The organism is Pseudomonas sp. gcc21 (genome assembly GCF_012844345.1).
In the GTDB taxonomy this organism is placed as follows: Bacteria; Pseudomonadota; Gammaproteobacteria; order Pseudomonadales; family Pseudomonadaceae; genus Halopseudomonas.
This window is the reverse complement of sequence record NZ_CP051625.1, coordinates 194,381-211,580: the sequence shown is the minus strand read 5'-3', so window position 1 is coordinate 211,580 and position 17,200 is coordinate 194,381. Positions and strand designations below refer to the sequence as shown.

Sequence of the window (17,200 nt, the reverse complement as noted above, 5' to 3'; positions counted from 1 at the left end):
TCGATCCTGTGGCGCTACAAAGATCAATTTAAGCCTAACAAACTACACGAATTCGGTAGCCCACCCATGGCCCGGCAGTCGGCTATAAAAATTCTTAAACAAACGTGTAAATTACAAAATTCTCGTAACTTCTGTAGGAAATTCTCGATGCGGCAACCCATTGAGCGAGCCGGATACAGCTGGCTGATCAACGCACTCAATCTTCGCTGCGCTCCGCTTGATCATGAGTGGGTCATAGGCTCGCGTCCTGCGCTCTCTCAGTCCGCCAGTGGTACGAAGGTAAGAGTCTTCCCCACGGGGGACGCCATGGAACATCACGCCGTCGACCAGATGCTCTTTGCGCTCTCATATGAAGGAGTAAATCTGGGTGTTCTGGACCGTGCCTTTCAGATTCACGCTGTCCGGCATGATCTGACTGCTGCGATCGTTGAGCAACCAGCCAACGGCTATCTCCGCCGACTTTGGTATATCTGCGAAAATGTTGCAGGCCACCAATTGCCTCTGCCCGACACCGCCCAGAACATTCCCTATGAGCACTTACTCCCGCCCGAAAGATATTTCACCGGGCCAGAGGAGATGTCGCGCAGACATCGGGTGCGGATGAATCTCTTGGGGACGCCCCAGCTCTCAGCTTTGATTACACGTTCGTGCTGGACAGACGAGAGCCTTGTTAACGCGCGAATAATCGAGCGTATGCAGGACCAGATGGCCGATTTCTCAGCCACCGAGATTGCCAGGGCGACGCAAAGCCTATTAAAGACCGAGGCTCGCAGTTCGTACGAGATTGAGCAAGAACGCCCAGCTCCTGACCGCCTCTTGCGCTTTGTGCGAGCGCTAGAGCGGGCGGGCCAAAGCCTGGTAGATGAGGAACTCCTTTTCGACATCCATCGGATCGCCCTCGGCACGGGTCGCCCCGATCCTTCCATTGGTGCGTACAGGCATTTACAGAACTGGCTCGGCCGCGGAAATCTCATCCACCTGATCCCCCCGGCGCCGGAGAAAGTTCCTGAGATGATGGAGCAGTGGTTCGAAATGCGTGAGCGCGTCATGCGCAGTGACGCACCAGCGCTAGTGAAACTTAACGCGGTCGCGCACAGCTTCATCTACATACATCCTTTCATGGATGGTAACGGCCGGTTGTCCCGTTTCATCATGCAGGTCATCCTGGCCAATGAAGGTCTCAAGCTGCAGGGCATCATCATGCCTATCTCGGCTGGCCTTCTGGTCAATCTGGACAGTTATATCGGCGCGCTCGACGCGTTATCGCGGCGGTTGCTTAGCGCTACGCAATACCATCGGAGGGACTTGGCCAACGACCCTGAACTGGATGAGGCGCATGCCCATCTGTTCGCCCACCTAGATTTCACTGAGCTGCAAGGTGAGATCAATAAGAGCGTCGCACGGGTTCTGGACGGGGTCATGCGTGACGAAATCAACAATTTCGTCCGGCGTGATAGATTTAAGGAGCGGCTGAATCGCGAGCTGGACCTGCCTAACCGAGATATTGAGCTTCTTATCGCAGTGATCTATGAAAACAGTGGACGCGTCTCAAAGCGTAAGCGGAGGGGCTTGTTCCAGCACCTGACGGATGAAAATGTTGCACTAGCAGAGAACATTTACGCTGAATTGCATGCGCCGGAGGCACCGGTATCTGCGGTGGCTCCGCTATCAGGGTTGAATTGAATCTTGAGGGGTTTGTAGACAAACTCCGAGTTTCTGTTTTTGGCCGCAAGGCCACCTCAGCACCGGCCCGTTTGGGAAAACTTCTGCGCCTGCGCATGTCAATCGCGTTTCTTGTCACCTTAACCCTGACGCTCATTGTCAGGGTCAGACTGTGCGAGTTCGGGAAGATCGATACTGTCACTTTCCCAAAAAAGCGATGAAAATCCGGCACGCTGCGCACAGCAAAACCCGGTGAACATCGGAAGCTCCGGATCGCGTTACGACACAGCGCGGAAGGCTGGCATACACCGCCAAAGCAGTAACAAGACCATATATATACGAACCATTTCCGCGCCTCGATAGCTGGCTCAAAATTTCATGCCTTGCCTGGAGCTCCCCGAAGGGGCTGGAGTATTTTGCGTTTGCCCTTTGCCGATACAGTTCGATCGTATGCTTCTAGATCCTCGATCAGCCAGCGCGTGCAACGAACACCAACAGTGCCCGGCTGCGGGAAAGGGTCATCAGGATCACCCGCCCATCGGTAAACCGAACTCCTGCTAGCCTTATACCGCTCCATCACTTCTTTCAATGTCAGAAACATAACCACTCCTCGTCAAGGGTTGAATATGTCCATGATGCCCAGAGGCGGCACTGGAGCGAGCGGTCTAATTGATCAAAAATTGAAGTTAACGTTGCTGGAGACTGATGGCGACGAACGGCTGTTTCGTTATCACGCAGCGCTCACTCCTTTGGTATGGCGTGAGCAAGTCCTGATGACAGAGTCCGGAAAATACCTGGTTGAAGGGGGCTGAAGCCCGGCAAGACAGTCACGCCGATTTCGAGGCATGTCGTCACCTTACTAACTATTTGGCGACATGTACCAAGTCGCCAATAGTGGAGCGCAAAAAAGAGCTTGAGACCATGTCGTCAATAATCTAATTGACGACATGCCTCCGAACGAAGGCTCGTAAGCGATACGACTGACGGGCGCCCCCCCTTCTCGTCAATTAACTATTTGACGACATGCCCCGAACGAAGGCTTGTAAGCGATACGACTGACGAGCGCCCCCCTTCTCGTCAATTAACTATTTGACGACATGCCCTCTTTTGCCAGCTCCCTGGGCCAAAAACGGAGAATCTGATTGGGCCTTCGGGACGGCAGTCTGCCTGCGGGGGCTCTAGTTCGTCGTAGAATGCAATCGATCGGGACGTAGACGACGGAAACGATGCGGCTAACGGTAGCCTAACGTTTCCTGCTTGATTACCGTTGAAAGCACCAGACTCCTGCACCCATGCGGGCATTGATTGGCGTCGCCCGCTTCCTTCACTTACACCGCACTGTCCAGAGTTCTTCCCACCGCGTGGTGAAGCTTGGGCTTTTCATTTCGCGCCGCATTCCCCATTGCGGAGCGCGCGGCACGCTCGACTACGAAACTACGGGCGATTCAGAGGGCCCAGATGGCGAAAGTGCTACAGCCCGCGAACCATCGATTCTCGCCGCCGCTGATCACCCCATAACAACAGGCTGACGAATAGGTAAGCGAGGATGGTGAAGGAAGACCTCTTCAAGGCCAAGATCAGATAATCCCTATCCATTGCTCTCGACTCCCTTGTTCTACCATCTCAAGTTACTGAGCTTTCCCTTTTGTCTGGGTAAAACCATCTGTTACCCACGCGTAGGCCCAAGCTATAGCATGCACGCCCCAAAAAGCCGCTGCTGAAACCCCTAGCCACACCGGTACATAGACGAAGTAGAAGAAATCAGGAGAGTCAAAAGCCACCACAAAAAAAACACCAATAGCTATTAGCGCCGGTGGGGCGGCGGCGACAAAACGTAAAATCTGCAAGATTCGCCAGTAACCTTCATTGTTAAGCCACTGTGGCTTAGTTTGTATCAACCCGATCAGATGCTTCATGAACAATCCCTTGCTTGAGGTTTGAGCCAGGCAGCGTAAAGGAACAGGTGGCAACAAGCTACCAGTCATCCGAGGATCGAGATCCGATTATGCCGACCGGCTATTCATGAGCCTACTTGAGTTGGGTGAATCGCCCTAGTTTCGTAGACACGTTGAACGGCTGTTTCGTTATCACGCAGCGCTCATTCCTTTGGATATGGAGTGAGCAAGTCCTGATGACAGCTTCCGGAAAATACCTGGTTGAAGGGGGGGCTAAAGCCCGGCAAGACAGTTACGCCGATTTCGAGGCATGTCGTCACCATACTAACTAATTGGCGACATGTACCAAGTCGCCAATAGTGGAGCGCAAAAAAGAGCTTGAGACCATGTCGTCAATAATCTAATTGACGACATGGTCTTGGACAGGGGCTCGCTAATTCTAAGCGAGCGACATGGATACGATTGACGACAAGCCCTCCATGCCGTCAATTAACTATTTGACGGCAAGCCCCCTTATGCCAGCGTCAATCGATCCGCGCACGCTGCAAGCGCAGCGCATTGAACACGACCGAGGCCGAGCTTAAGCTCATCGCTAATGCCGCGATCATGGGGGAAAGTAGTAGACCCGTGAACGGATAAAGCACACCCGCTGCGATAGGAATGCTGAGGCCGTTATACATAAAGGCGAACAGCAGGTTCTGCCGCATGTTCCGAACCGTCGCTACCGACAATGTGCGGGCGCGAAGGATTCCCATTAGGTCGCCCTTCACCAGAGTGACCTGCGCGCTGCTCATCGCTACATCCGTGCCGGTCCCCATGGCTATTCCCACGTCCGCCCTGGCCAAGGCAGGCGCGTCATTGATTCCGTCACCGGCCATTGCTACAAACTCGCCTTCACTTTGCAAACGTGATGCAAGTTGCTCCTTGTCCTGCGGTTTGACCTCACCATGTACCTCATCGATATTCAGGTCCTGGGCTACCGCACGAGCCGTGGTCAGACCATCCCCAGTCGCCATGATGACTCGAATGCCCTCAGCATGAAGGCGCGAAACTGCTTCTCTGGAGGTCGGTTTGATCGGATCTGATACGGCCAGCAGGCCTGCCAGACGGTTATCTACCGCGAGAAACATCACGCTACTACCACGCTGCCTCAGCTCTTCAGCCTTTGTCTTGAGAGGACCGACGTCCACTCCTGTGTCTTCCATCAACGCAGTGTTACCCAAGTGAAGCTGGCGACCTTCAACTTGACCGCTTACGCCGATTCCTGATGCAGACTCAAAGCTGTCAGGGGTCACCAGTGCGATGCGTCGGGAGCGTGCATGGTCCACGATTGCGTGAGCTAACGGGTGCTCGCTTCCCTGATCGAGGCTGGCGGCCAACCGAAGTACTTCGTCCTGACTGAAAGAATCGAAACCCACAGCCTGCTCGAAAACCGGCCGGCCCTCGGTCAATGTTCCGGTCTTATCCACGATAAGAGTAGTAACTTTCTTGAAGTTCTCGATGGCGGCGGCATCGCGAAATAGCACGCCGCTGTTTGCAGCCTTGCCGGTGGCAACCATAACCGACATGGGCGTGGCCAAACCGAGTGCGCACGGACAGGCAATAATCAGCACCGCTACAGCGTTGATCAAACCAAACACCCATCCCTGCTCCGGGCCAAACAGACCCCAAGCAAAAAATGTTGTTATGGCAATGGCCACCACTACAATCACAAAATAGCCGGCAACCGAGTCGGCCATGCGCTGCATCGGAGCCTTGGAACGCTGCGCGTTGGCCACCATCTGCACAATCTGCGAAAGCATGGTCTCTGATCCGACATGGGTCGCCTCGACAACCAGCGCACCGTGCACATTGAGTGTAGCGCCGATAACCGTATCGCCAGCTCGCTTGGTAACCGGAACCGGCTCGCCTGTCAGCATGGCTTCATCAACCGCACTTTCTCCTTCCACAACGAGACCATCCACCGGGACTTTTTCACCCGGGCGAACCCGTAGTTTGTCGCCCAGGTGCACATGTTCCAGTGGAACATCTTCCTCGCTACCGTCGCGGTTGATCCGCCTTGCGGTTTTCGGAGACAGTCCCAGCAGAGCTCTGATCGCCGAAGAGGTCTTCGATCTCGCGCGCAGTTCCAACATCTGTCCAAGCAGGGTTAGCGAGATAATCACGGCAGCTGCTTCGTAGTACACGCCGATCCGGCCACCAACGTTGAAAGAGGCTGGGAACAGTTCAGGTAGCACGGTCGCCACAACGCTATAGCCGTATGCTGCAGCGGTCCCTAGACCAATCAGGGTCCACATGTTGGGGCTACGCTGCCGAACCGAGGCCACCCCCCGCACGAAGAAGGGCAAACCACCCCACAGCACAACCGGCGAAGCGAGAGCGAGCTCGATCCAGTTTTGCGATTGCCCGTGGAATAGGGCTAGGCCATGGCCGAACATTGCAAGGGCTGTGACGATGACAGTGAAGGGAAGTGTCCACCAGAAACGCCGGCTGAAGTCTTCGAGCTCTGGATTACCTTCATCCTCCAGATCAGGCAAAACCGGCTCCAGTGCCATTCCGCAAATCGGACAGCTGCCTGGCCCCATCTGTCGCACCTCAGGGTGCATTGGGCAGGTATATTCGGTATGGGTGTCGCCTTTGGGAGCTGAACGCGAAGCAGGCGGTTCGGGAGCCAGATATTTCATCGGCTCGGCGTTGAAGCGAACCTGGCATTTGTGGCTGCAGAAGTTAAAACGCTTCCCTTGATAATCCGCCTGATACGGACTGTCTGGTTCTACCACCATGCCACAGACTGGATCCTGCAATCCTGACTCGTGTTCGTCACTCTCTGGATTATGCGAATGTTGATACATGCTAACTCCCTTAGGTCGGGCCTGAACGGCGTTGAATGAGCTCATTGTGCAGCGCACCTGCCAACCGCAAACTGATCCAGCTCAACGATTCGTATTGAATGGCAAGCACAAATCACTGTGCCAATCCATGCCCTAACGATGCCAACCTGAGCAGGACTGGTGCCTGTTAAACCACCGTGTCTACTCCGCTTTGCACTCGTACCAACCGAGATATCCGATATTCAAACCCTGCTGGAGAGAGAAATGCAGTTCTGCGGTAACGAGCTCTCCTGGTTTCGCTGACTCCGGTTCTCTTTCTCCATCCGAAACTACCCTCATCTCCATCCCCTCCGCAGTTAATACGAGGCCTTTCTTCAAGTTTTCGTAACCCGGGTTCTGGTCTGCTGACAGCTCCACTAACCGACCATGGATCTTGGTTACTGCTTGAGAACCTTGGCCTTGATCAGTATCGCTGATAGCGAGTATCGGAGGGCTTTCTGCGGTGTACCGGTAGCCGCAATACGGAACGTCTCCCAACACCTTTTCGACCTCAGCTTGTTCCATCGTTTGGGGATCGATTGCTGATATATCAGGCGAGTTGATGGCTTGTTGCGCCCCCATTACCTCCGGAGACGGCTCCTGCATCATCGAGTTTTCCATGCCTTCACCGGGGGCGGGATCGCCGCATCCCGTGAGAAAGACGGTGCCTAGCGTTACTGCCGAAAGGAGAAGAATGCGTCGCGTGCGGTACGGTGAAGGAACGAACATCAGTCTGCCCTCTCCAGGTCGCGAATAAGGTATTTCATTTCCGAAATTTCGCGACGCTGCGCCTCAATAATTTCATCTGCCAGCTTACGGACACGTGGGTCCGTAATTTGTGCGCGCTCGCTGGTCATGATCGCGATTGAATGGTGAGGAACCATCGCCTTCATGTACTCGACATCGCCAACGGTAGCCTGGCTACGGACAAGCCATAACGCCGCAATGAAAAGTAGAGCACTGCCCCCATAGATTGCGATGTTCACCATCTTTTTCTGATACATGTTGAGCATAAAACTCAACATTACCACCGCCATCGCTGCACCCATGACAAGGGCCATCCATGCTCTGGTTTCGCTCCAGAGTACGTGTTCAAAGGCGTACGTATTGAGATACATCACCCCATACATAATAGTCGTAGACGTGGCGATCATCGCGCCGAAACGCCAATAAGACATGTTCATATGGTTTCCTTTAGTGACCTTGACCTGCTGAATCGCCCGTGTCGAAGCGAGCGTACTCACTCGTCGTCATGCCGGGTAAGCGCATGACAAACGCGGTTATTTCCCAAAGTTCATCATCGCTGTGAGTAGACCCAAACGCAGGCATGCCACTCATACGCACGCCATGTTTTGCCAGCCAGAATACTTCATTAGACTTCCATTCCGAGACGACGTCGGGAAGATGCGGGGGTTGCGGCAGCATACCTTGAGCCCACTCGCTTTTTTCAACTCCTGGACCACCGTGGCAATGCTCGCACATTGCCTGGTAGCGTACCGCTCCACCAGCGACCATCGCATCGTTCAGTACAGGAGTCTGAACAGCCCCTGCTCTGTCGGAGACCGAGTTTTTCATCGTTGTCTCAAGTGTCCAGCGTACGATGGGCTGATGGTCTTGGGTCGCAGCGACGTTGTAGGCGCCTGAATAAGCGACCCAAACGACGACAACGAGTGATATCAGAATTATCGCTAAAAGTCCGACTGCGGCTCCTTTAGCTAGCTGTCTAGTTTTCGGCTGCATTACATCACCTCAAAGCTACGTGTAAGCAAGACCCGCCTTCTGTAACGTGACCTGATCTGAGCAGTGAGGTTTCGTTCAATATGCCGAGCTTACAGAAATGTAATGTTCGGGCAGTCCGGAATCAATCATGTCAGGTAATACCTGAGACACCGCATTTTAAGATAATCAAACCGAGTATTCTCGTTTAAGATTGTGCGTAGGTCACTATAAAGCGCTGGGCCGTTTGCCAATGAGAACCAGCTTCGCGGAGTTCTCCGGTTTCGTATTCATAATTTGTAGCCATGACATTTGATTTCGGCCTGCGACGGAAAACCATTGAAGGAAAGTACATGGTCAGCCTACCTTTAAAACAGATGGCAAAGAAGCACCTTCAATGCCCGGTTTTGTTTGGGACGTGGTTTCTCTCAACTATCAAGGATAGGTTGCTAAAATCTTTTCTCCTTGTGCGCTTACACCGATCACTTTATACGGGTGAACAATCCCTGGAACTTCCATGCCAGGCGATCCCGCCGGCATTCCAGGTACCGCAATGCCTTGCAAGTCGGAGCGTTTCGACAATTCAGTAACCTGCGCAGCCGGTACATGACCTTCAATAAACTTGCCATTCAGAGTGGCTGTGTGGCACGAAGCGAGGTGGTGAGGGACGCCCAGTTTGCGCTTGATCGCCATCATGTCCTGCTCGACATGATCAATGACCTGAAAGCCTTGTTCTTCCATATAGGAGACCCAGCTTTTACAGCAACCGCAGTTGGCGTCTCGGTGGACTTCTATGGTTGGTTGTGGCGCTGCTGCGTGGGCCGTTGCCGTCGCGAAGAGTAACGTTGCGATCGCTAGTCGAACTTTGCTGAATTTAATGTTCATGTACATGTTCCTTGCCGTCGGCATGGATGTGTTGAGTAGACTTGACTGGGGAAGATTGGTCGGCTTCGGCCGCTCCATGTTGATCGCTGGCGTGGCCAGTCTCGGCGGCATCGTCGTTATGGTGGCCCCCACGCTGAGAGGTTTCACCCCCGCCATGCTGATGGCCGCCGCTTGATGCGACCAGCGACTGATATTGATCAGCATCAAGGGCCGGAAGCTGCTGTATGAAAGCAACCATGTCCCAGATGTACTGGTCTTGCATGCTTTTGCCCCAGGCAGGCATACCGGTAGCTTTGATTCCATGCTTGATGATCCAGAACGTTTTAGCTGGATTACCTGCGAGTCCTGCGGTGGCCAGATTCGGTGGTGCCGGGTATAACCCATTACTGAGTTCGGTTGGTGCGGCTCCAGGGGACAAATGGCATGCGACGCACATGGAATCATAATTTCCTGCACCAGCGCGAATCTGTTGCTGGTCAGTGAGATCAGGTACCTTTATAGCCTGAGCACGCACTACGATTGAGCGGTCTCGCGCCGTATCGAGAAATGCATGAACCGGCGCTGAGTGTGGATCGTCAGCGCCAACATTGATCAAACCGAAGTACACAACGCCGGCCACACCAACCACAGCCACTGCACCCGCTACTGCCAACGTCCCTATTACTCTTTTCATTTGCTTTCCCTAGAACCACATCCGAACGCCAGCGACGAAGCGGGCCTCGTCAATATCTTCCCCTTCATCGCGAGCGAAGTCGGCAGTATTCCCATACGAACGACCCCAGCTAACTCCGATATAAGGGGCGAACTCACGCACAATCTCATAGCGCAGGCGCAACCCAAGTTCTGTATCGGCCAAGCCTGAGCCAGCGCCGCGCGCTGAATCGTTTTTGCCGTAGAAGTTCATCTCAGCGGTGGACTGGAGTATCAGTCGGTTGGTCAGCAGGATGTCGTACTCCCCTTCCAGTCGGGCAGCGGTCTGCCCGCCCTCGCCAATAAAGGCAGTGGCTTCTGCTTCAAACCCGTAAAGCGCCATGCCCTGTATGCCAAATGCACCCCAGGTCTGGGGCGAGCCCGGCTTGAAATCCTGCCGTACACCGGCGACCACGTCCCACCAAGGGCCAATAGAATGCCCCCAGAGCGCCTGTATCTCAGCATCCTCAGTTACGCCGTTGGTACGCTCGCCCTCCGAGCGCAGCCATAAGCGATCAACATCCCCGCCCCACCATCCCAACAGTTCCCAGCTAAGGGCACTGCCCTCATCAGCATGCTGGTATTCCAATTGATCGAAAAGCAGAAAGGCGAAGGGCTTCTTGTCATGCACCGTATGCCCCTGGATTGCCGGGAACGCCGCTTCGCGGTCAGCATCGGTAAGCGCGGGTATGAGCGGCGGGCCGGCTTTGCCGTCGACGTTATGCACAGAATCGTGGTCCATCTGGCTATGTCCCATCGAGCCGTGATCCATCGACTCCATCTGACTATGTCCCATGGAGGAATGATCCATCTGTCCATGGCTGGTTTCGCTCTGCCCGAAAGAACCAGATACAGGCGCTTGCTTGGCTGCCGGTGCGTGCATCGAATGGCCCATCGCTTGGGCATTCGCCACGTTTATGGTCATTACTGCGCTGAGCGAGACGGCCAAAGCCAGCAAAGAGGGACGCGTAATCCTATTGGTGATGATCTGCATTCCCGTTGGCCTCGTTGTCTTTATGCTGGGAGTCCACTTTGCTGTGATCCATGCCTTCATGATTCATTGAGCCGTGGTCCATTGAACCATGGCCCATAGAGCCATGATCCATCTCCTGCCTGCCAGAGCCTTGCTGGCTTTGCTGGCTTTGCTGGCCAGGATTATCGGTGGCATGTGAGGGGGCGGAAGATGATTGCTCGGGCATATCGTGCCCTTCACCAGCTGTGGCTACCGATATCTGAAAAATGCCCAGCAAGCCCAGCGCCAGAGCACTGGCGGTTAGTGTCTTACGATTCAAAGCGTTCATAGCGTCTCCTTTATTCATCTACTCGTACCTCACGGAACATGCCCATTTCCATATGAAAAAGCAGATGGCAATGGTAAGCCCAGCGGCCGAGCGCATCGGCAGTGACGCGGTAACTACGCTTCGAGCCAGGCGGCATATCGATAGTGTGCTTACGCACCATGAAATTGCCGTGCTCATCCTCGAGATCGCTCCACATGCCATGGAGGTGGATGGGGTGCGTCATCATGGTGTCATTGACCAACGTGATACGAACCCGCTCGCCGTATTTGAGGCGCAGCGGTTCGGCGTCAGAAAATTCAATGCCGTCGAAAGACCAGGAAAATTTTTCCATGTGTCCTGTGAGGTGCAGTTCGATCGTTCTACCCGGCTCGCGGCCGTCCGGGTCTGGGAAGGTGCTTTTCAGGTCGGCATAGGTCAGGGTTCGGCGTCCGTTGTCGCGTAGCCCGATACCTGGATCGTCCAACTTGTGCGTCGGCGTCATGGTCTGCATATCGACCAGCGGATTGTCCTCTTCAGAGGCTGGGTGCGATTGCATTGCTCCCATCCCAGCCATTTCTCCGTGATCCATACCAGTCATCTGCCCATGGTCCATGCCGGCCATCTTGCTGTGATCCATTCCGCCCATGTCGCCTTGCATCTGCCCATGATCCATGCCCGACATGTTGCTGTGGTCCATTGTGGCCATCTCGCCCTGCATGTCGCCATGGTCCATTCCAGCCATGCCTCCCATGCTGCCGTGGTCCATACCCATATCGGCCATGCTGATCTCGGGGCGTGGATCAGTCTCAGGTACCGGGGCACTCAACCCATCCCGAACGGCCAAGGTACCGCGGGCAAACCCTGTACGGTCCATGGACTGGGCGAAGATGGTGTACGCCTCCTCAGCGATCGGCTCGACGATCACGTCATAGGTCTCCGCCACCGCTATACGAAACTCATCAACACTGACCGGGTCCACGTACAGGCCATCAGCGGCCACTACGGTCATCTTCAACCCTGGAATACGCACGTCGAAATAACTCATCGCCGAGCCGTTGATAAAGCGCAACCGTAATTTTTCGCCGGGCTTGAACAGGCCGGTCCAATTGCCGTTGGGGGCCTGGCCATTCATGAGATAGGTGTAGGTATAGCCGCTGATATCAGCGAGATCAGTCGGACTCATTTTCATCTGCGCCCACATCTTGCGGTCAGCAACCGTAGCGCCCCAGCCCTTTTTCTTTACATCACTGATGAAATCGCCAACGGTACGTTTGTTGAAGTTGTAGTAATCCGACTGTTTCTTCAGCTTGGCCATGACTTCATCTGACGTCTCATCGGTCCAGTCAGTCAGCATTACGACATAGTCGCGGTCGTACTCGAATGGCTCCGGCTCCCTGGCATCAATCACCAAGGGCCCATAGACGCCTGCCTGTTCCTGAAAGCCAGAATGGCTGTGATACCAGTAGGTACCGTTCTGATTGACCTGAAACTTATACTCGTACATGCCATCGGGTGCGATGCCGTGAAAGCTCAAGCCGGGAACGCCGTCCATATTCGCTGGCAGGATGATGCCGTGCCAGTGAATGGAGGTGTCTTCGCTAAGCCGGTTCGCAACGCGCAACGTAACAGTGTCACCCTCACGCCAGCGCAACAGCGGGCCTGGAATAGTGCCATTGATGGTCATCGCGGTTCGCGGCTTGCCGGTGATGTTCACCGGCGTTTCGCCGATAACCAAGTCAAATTCGGTTCCCGTTAAGACCGTGGGCTGGCCGGGGCTGGTCAAAGCCCAGACAGGTGAACGCCACAACCCAAGCCCTCCAGCCAATCCGGTTGCGACTAAACCTTTGACGAAGGTCCGTCTTGAAGTCTTGTATTGCATGCCCTTATGTCCCGTCGTTATGAATTCGATTAACCCACTGCAGCGAATGATTGCCTGAAGAACGCTTAAATCTGCCATATCTCTACCCGGTGCGTGATTACATTTGCGTCAGGTTTATTGCGCTTCGGTCGGACAACGCGGCCCGTACGGGCAAAAAAAAGCGCCACTGAGGGCGCGAAACATCTCCACAAAAAGGAGTAAGAACTTGTAGAGAAGAAGGAGCCCACCCAAACAGCAGTCTCGTCAAGGAAGATACCAGACGAGTATGTCGCCCGCCTGATCGGGACATTACAATTCTGTCAGTTAGGTCCTCAGGGTAAAACTTCTCTCCTCTCCTTTAATCACAAGCATGTGCCCGCCCGACTAGCGAGGCGGCACAAACCAACCTTTACAGTGGAGAGACACACATGAATTCCAAATTTGAATCATGCATCCAGGCCTGTAGCAACTGTGCGATCGTATGCCAAACCTGCGCTGCTGCGTGCCTCGGCGAAGATGATGTGAAGATGATGGCTCGCTGCATCAAGCTCGATCTTGACTGCGCGGATATCTGCCAACTGGCCGCTAACTTCATGGCCCGAGACAGTGAGTATGCCAAGGAAGTTTGCCGAATCTGTGCTCAGATCTGCCGCGCCTGTGGCGAAGAGTGCAAAAAGCATGAAGCAGATCATTGCCAGCGCTGTGCAGAGGCTTGTATGGCCTGCGCCGAAGAATGTGAGCGGATGGCTGGTTAAGATCGCTTGGCGCGTTCGGGACAAGTACGGGCGCGCCAATCCAGGCGAAATCTGAGTATCGATGATGCGTTAAACTCAACCTCATTACATTTCTGAAAGGAAATGGCTTCCCCCGGCGGAGATCGGCACAATGAGCTATCGCTTAGGAGCTTAATTGTGAAAATTTTGGTCGCAGAAGATGAGCCGAAGACCGGCATTTACCTGAAACAGGGTCTAACTGAAGCAGGGTTCGTGGTTGACCTGGTCCCGAACGGTATCGATGCGGTCCAGCAAGCCCTTAACGAACAATATGATTTGCTAATTCTGGATGTGATGATGCCAGGTCTGGAGGGCTGGCAGGTGCTTGAGAGGGTGCGTGCCGCTGGTAGTGAGACGCCTGCGCTGTTTCTCACGGCCCGAGACCGGGTCGAAGATAGAGTCAAAGGCTTGGAGCTCGGGGCGGACGACTATCTGATTAAACCCTTTGCGTTCTCCGAATTGCTTGCTCGGGTAAGATCGCTTTTGCGCCGGGGAAATGGTGCCACCGTGCAGACGATCATGGCCATCGAGGATCTACAGGTCGACCTGCTCAAGCGCAGAGCAGAGCGCGGTGGGAAGCGCATCGACCTTACTGCCAAGGAATTTATGTTATTGGAACTCCTGCTTCGCCGACGTGGTGAAGTGCTATCCAAATCGCTCATCGCCTCGAAGGTGTGGGATATCAATTTTGACAGCGACACCAACATCATCGAGGTCGCCATTCGCCGGCTGCGGGCCAAAATTGACGACGATTACCCGGTAAAGTTGATCCATACCGTGCGGGGCATGGGCTACTTTATCGACGGTGCGGACCCCAGGTAGGCTCCTCATAGCGGATCAGGCTGCGGCTGCAGGCAACTTCATCTCAAAGGTTGTGACACCCTCAGTTGACCGGCAAACGATCGATCCTTTATGCGCTTCCACTATTGAGCTGGTGATGGCCAACCCCAGGCCGGCATTCAGGGTGCTGCCTTCTCGTCGGGCACTATCCACACGGTAGAAGCGATCGAATAGCTTATCGATATGTTCGCGCGGGATCGTTGGGCCTTGATTGCTCACGCTCAGTCCCACCCACGGGCCAGCTTGCGAGACAGTGATATTAATTGACGTATCTGTCTTCCCATAGCGAACCGCGTTCGACATCACGTTTGAGATCGCCCGGCGTAGCATAAGGTTGTCTCCCCTCACCGGCGTTGGGCCGTCGCTATGAACGACGAGTTTGATCCCTTTTTCGTCGGCGGCATACTCGTAATATTCCAGCACGCTCGAAGCAATCGCAGTCAGATCGTGATCCTCGAAATCAGGCGTAATCATGCCATTATCCGCTTTGGCGAGAAAAAGCATTTCATCAACCGTGCGCGCCATTCGACGCAGCTCTTCAAGGGTCGAGAAGAGAGTGTCCTTGTAGTCGGCATTGTCGCGATCCTTCATCAGCGCTACTTCAGTTTGCGTCAGCATGCTATTGAGCGGGGTCCGCAGCTCATGCGCGATGTCAGCGGAAAAGCCTGATAGACGCACGAAGGACTGGTCCAGTCGCTCAAGCATTGCGTTGAAGTTATCGACGAGTTCGTGCAGTTCAGTTGGTACTGACTCAGTTGAGATTCGGGTATCCAGACAATTAGCAGTGATGATGGAAGACGTTCTGGATAGCTTGGATATTGGCTTCAGCCCCCTGCGAATGAAGGCGAAGCCAAGCGCACCACTTAAAATCGCACTGACCACGAGCGTGTAAATGAACCACTGCCGGATCATTTCATAAAAATGCGTGCGATGCGTAACATCGAGTGCCAAGTGGATTGTCTCTGCGTCCCCGTCGGCCCAGCCTGCGATCCTTTTTGTAATTCCGCTGTAGCGGTTGGGTCCAACATCAATCAGCCACCGGTCGTCCTGGCTGGGGCTTATCAATGACACCATCTTTTCGGACAGGTTGTGATGGGAATAGATCACTTGGTCTCCGGCCAGGATCGCGGCAGCGAAGCCAAAAGAGGTGTCGATCAGTCGATCAATGTCCGAAACCATCGAAGGGTCCAACCCGCTCCCGCGCGTCAGGATAGCTTCCAGCGCGGAAACCTTGCGGTCAAGAAGCTGCGCATCTTGTCTGTCAAAATGAAGACGACAAAAATAGTCGAAGCTGACGGCAGCGAGACTCAGTACTGCTGTCACCACGATTATAAAAAGAAGCGCCATCCTGCCGCGTAGTGACAACCTGCTCATTGCTGCCTCTCGTTAAGTATTGAGCCAAAGGTGAAGGTACATCTTATCCTAAACCCTGCGCTGGGGTTCAGCTTGTATACGAGTAGTCTTGAGGGCCCGTGGTATCAAAGTATTTTGATGAGTTCGTCAGTAGTCCGTGTTGGCATTAATCCAATGTAATGTCTGTGTCACCTTGGTGACAGGTATAATGTGACACCATCTGCTCTGGATATTTTTTATAGGCAGACACGCATGGGCATTCGATCAAAAATTGCTGCATTTTCAATCAGTTTTGTTTCTCCGTTCGTAATGGCAGACGGCAGCAGTGATCCCGTTTATGGCTCTATGATTAAAGAGAACGAAAATAGATGGAAGGAGCATGCATTATCAACTGACCAAGTCCCCCCGGAGATTGTTCATTACCGCTATGGAATGAACCTGGATATTGAGCGTGTCATACATATCACATCGACACGTATTGGCTGCGGTGTAATGCCTGCCCAGATGACGTACAAAGATTCCAACGGGGATCTGAAAATACTTGAGTATCGTGCCTCTGGCACGAAGTGCCGAGGAAACGAAGGATGATTCAATTGGCTTTCTTCTTTAACGGGGCGTGCGCAAAAACCGAGTGCAACACCTGACCTTTCCGGTACGGTGCTGCCGCTACGTCTTACTCCGAACTCAGCGTTGAAGATCGCGCCAACATATAAATCGGCCATGCCCAAGGCTTGAGCCTGGGTAAGATTACCTGATCCCTTCGACCATCAGCAGGGAGCTGCGCCGCAATCTAGATACCAGTGATGGCCACTCGGCCGGCGTGGCTCAGCAACAGATGGAGGCCCGTCGCCAGGCTTGTCGACCGACACGAAAGCTGTTTCCCGGTAGCAAGCGCTTCGAGTTGGTGGCCTATATGACTGTGTTGCCCTCAGCTTCTGCAACCGCCTTTTTCGATGCCCTAACGATATGTCGCGCGGACCAAACTCAGCAAGTTTTACCAACGCTGCACCGGGGTCTATTGTCGCGAGCCGCGTTGTTGCTCAAATGACGGCAGCCAATGAGCGTTCGGGCGGATGTTGTGTCGCTAGGCTCAGTGCTCAGCTTTCAACTGCATCTTGGGCTAATTGCTGATTTTGCTGCGACAACTCCTGCAGCATTTTTGGCGCCTGAGCACGGGGTACGCTAGACAGCGCATAATCACTGCCATCTTCCGCCGTCGCTACTGAAGACGCGAACGCCAGAACTAGCGGGATAATTACTTTAGTTAGTTTGTTCATTTGTCACCTCATTGTTGGGAATGGCTATAGATTACCCGGCTAAGGCTGACGACAAGCTGTTGGGATCCTTACAGTTGCGTAACGTCCAGCTAGCCGGGCTA

18 protein-coding genes and 2 pseudogenes are annotated in these 17,200 nt (G+C 54.0%); 6 read left to right on the top strand and 14 right to left on the bottom strand.

The window, feature by feature from the left end; all coding sequences use genetic code 11:
• The first annotated feature begins 147 nt into the window (after positions 1–147).
• Complete coding sequence (locus HG264_RS01075; protein ID WP_169408970.1) at positions 148–1,683, top strand: Fic family protein; 1,536 nt, start codon at positions 148–150, stop codon at positions 1,681–1,683.
• 355 nt (positions 1,684–2,038) lie between these two features.
• On the opposite strand, the gene HG264_RS18750 is transcribed toward HG264_RS01075, so the two are convergent.
• Complete coding sequence (locus HG264_RS18750; protein ID WP_169405923.1) at positions 2,039–2,263, bottom strand: AlpA family transcriptional regulator; 225 nt, start codon at positions 2,261–2,263, stop codon at positions 2,039–2,041.
• Between the two features lie 25 nt (positions 2,264–2,288).
• Here HG264_RS18750 and HG264_RS01065 point away from each other — a divergent pair, with 25 nt between their 5' ends.
• The gene (locus HG264_RS01065) at positions 2,289–2,474 is read left to right on the top strand and encodes a hypothetical protein (protein ID WP_169405922.1); all 186 of its coding nucleotides are present in this window, start codon (positions 2,289–2,291) and stop codon (positions 2,472–2,474) included.
• 512 nt (positions 2,475–2,986) lie between these two features.
• Here the strand turns inward: HG264_RS01065 and HG264_RS01060 are convergent.
• The 11 genes and pseudogenes from HG264_RS01060 to HG264_RS01010 all read right to left on the bottom strand — a co-directional run.
• Positions 2,987–3,088, bottom strand: a pseudogene (locus tag HG264_RS01060) (DUF4113 domain-containing protein); the annotation flags it as partial.
• A gap of 202 nt (positions 3,089–3,290) precedes the next feature.
• The gene (locus tag HG264_RS01055; RefSeq protein WP_169405921.1) at positions 3,291–3,578 is read right to left on the bottom strand and encodes a hypothetical protein; all 288 of its coding nucleotides are present in this window, start codon (positions 3,576–3,578) and stop codon (positions 3,291–3,293) included.
• A 503-nt stretch (positions 3,579–4,081) separates the two neighbouring features.
• A complete protein-coding gene (locus HG264_RS01050) occupies positions 4,082–6,409 on the bottom strand; it encodes a heavy metal translocating P-type ATPase (protein WP_169405920.1) in 2,328 nt (775 codons plus the stop codon).
• A gap of 180 nt (positions 6,410–6,589) precedes the next feature.
• The gene (locus HG264_RS01045) at positions 6,590–7,048 is read right to left on the bottom strand and encodes a hypothetical protein (RefSeq protein WP_169405919.1); all 459 of its coding nucleotides are present in this window, start codon (positions 7,046–7,048) and stop codon (positions 6,590–6,592) included.
• Between the two features lie 107 nt (positions 7,049–7,155).
• Positions 7,156–7,611, bottom strand: coding sequence for a DUF305 domain-containing protein (locus HG264_RS01040; protein WP_169405918.1), 456 nt, complete (start codon positions 7,609–7,611; stop codon positions 7,156–7,158).
• A 10-nt stretch (positions 7,612–7,621) separates the two neighbouring features.
• The gene (locus tag HG264_RS01035) at positions 7,622–8,167 is read right to left on the bottom strand and encodes a cytochrome c (RefSeq protein ID WP_169405917.1); all 546 of its coding nucleotides are present in this window, start codon (positions 8,165–8,167) and stop codon (positions 7,622–7,624) included.
• Positions 8,168–8,578: 411 nt separating this feature from the next.
• Positions 8,579–9,034 (bottom strand): DUF411 domain-containing protein, encoded by a 456-nt coding sequence (locus HG264_RS01030; RefSeq protein WP_169405916.1) that lies wholly within the window; start codon positions 9,032–9,034, stop codon positions 8,579–8,581.
• Positions 9,018–9,701: a cytochrome c gene (locus tag HG264_RS01025; RefSeq protein WP_169405915.1), complete on the bottom strand. Its 684-nt coding sequence runs from the start codon at positions 9,699–9,701 to the stop codon at positions 9,018–9,020. The genes HG264_RS01030 and HG264_RS01025 overlap by 17 nt, the downstream gene beginning before the upstream one ends.
• 9 nt (positions 9,702–9,710) lie before the next feature.
• A complete protein-coding gene (locus tag HG264_RS01020; RefSeq protein ID WP_169408968.1) occupies positions 9,711–10,703 on the bottom strand; it encodes a copper resistance protein B in 993 nt (330 codons plus the stop codon).
• Positions 10,693–11,019, bottom strand: a complete 327-nt coding sequence (locus tag HG264_RS01015) for a hypothetical protein (protein ID WP_169405914.1) — start codon at positions 11,017–11,019, stop codon at positions 10,693–10,695. Before HG264_RS01015 ends, HG264_RS01020 begins: the two co-directional genes overlap by 11 nt.
• A 10-nt stretch (positions 11,020–11,029) precedes the next feature.
• A complete protein-coding gene (locus tag HG264_RS01010) occupies positions 11,030–12,877 on the bottom strand; it encodes a copper resistance system multicopper oxidase (RefSeq protein WP_169405913.1) in 1,848 nt (615 codons plus the stop codon).
• A gap of 407 nt (positions 12,878–13,284) precedes the next feature.
• On the opposite strand from HG264_RS01010, the gene HG264_RS01005 reads away from it, so the two are divergent.
• Entirely contained in the window at positions 13,285–13,611 is a 327-nt protein-coding gene (locus tag HG264_RS01005; RefSeq protein WP_150298818.1) for a four-helix bundle copper-binding protein, read from the top strand.
• Positions 13,612–13,767: 156 nt separating this feature from the next.
• The gene (locus tag HG264_RS01000) at positions 13,768–14,451 is read left to right on the top strand and encodes a heavy metal response regulator transcription factor (RefSeq protein WP_169405912.1); all 684 of its coding nucleotides are present in this window, start codon (positions 13,768–13,770) and stop codon (positions 14,449–14,451) included.
• Between the two features lie 15 nt (positions 14,452–14,466).
• Here HG264_RS01000 and HG264_RS00995 read toward each other — a convergent pair whose 3' ends face one another.
• Positions 14,467–15,843 (bottom strand): heavy metal sensor histidine kinase, encoded by a 1,377-nt coding sequence (locus tag HG264_RS00995; protein ID WP_169405911.1) that lies wholly within the window; start codon positions 15,841–15,843, stop codon positions 14,467–14,469.
• 231 nt (positions 15,844–16,074) lie between these two features.
• On the opposite strand from HG264_RS00995, the gene HG264_RS00990 reads away from it, so the two are divergent.
• Both HG264_RS00990 and HG264_RS00985 read left to right on the top strand, forming a co-directional pair.
• A complete protein-coding gene (locus tag HG264_RS00990; RefSeq protein ID WP_169405910.1) occupies positions 16,075–16,410 on the top strand; it encodes a DUF2790 domain-containing protein in 336 nt (111 codons plus the stop codon).
• Between the two features lie 125 nt (positions 16,411–16,535).
• A pseudogene (locus HG264_RS00985) lies at positions 16,536–16,738 on the top strand (IS30 family transposase); the annotation flags it as partial.
• Between the two features lie 181 nt (positions 16,739–16,919).
• Here the strand turns inward: HG264_RS00985 and HG264_RS00980 are convergent.
• Complete coding sequence (locus tag HG264_RS00980) at positions 16,920–17,099, bottom strand: hypothetical protein (RefSeq protein ID WP_169405909.1); 180 nt, start codon at positions 17,097–17,099, stop codon at positions 16,920–16,922.
• Positions 17,100–17,200 lie beyond the last annotated feature (101 nt).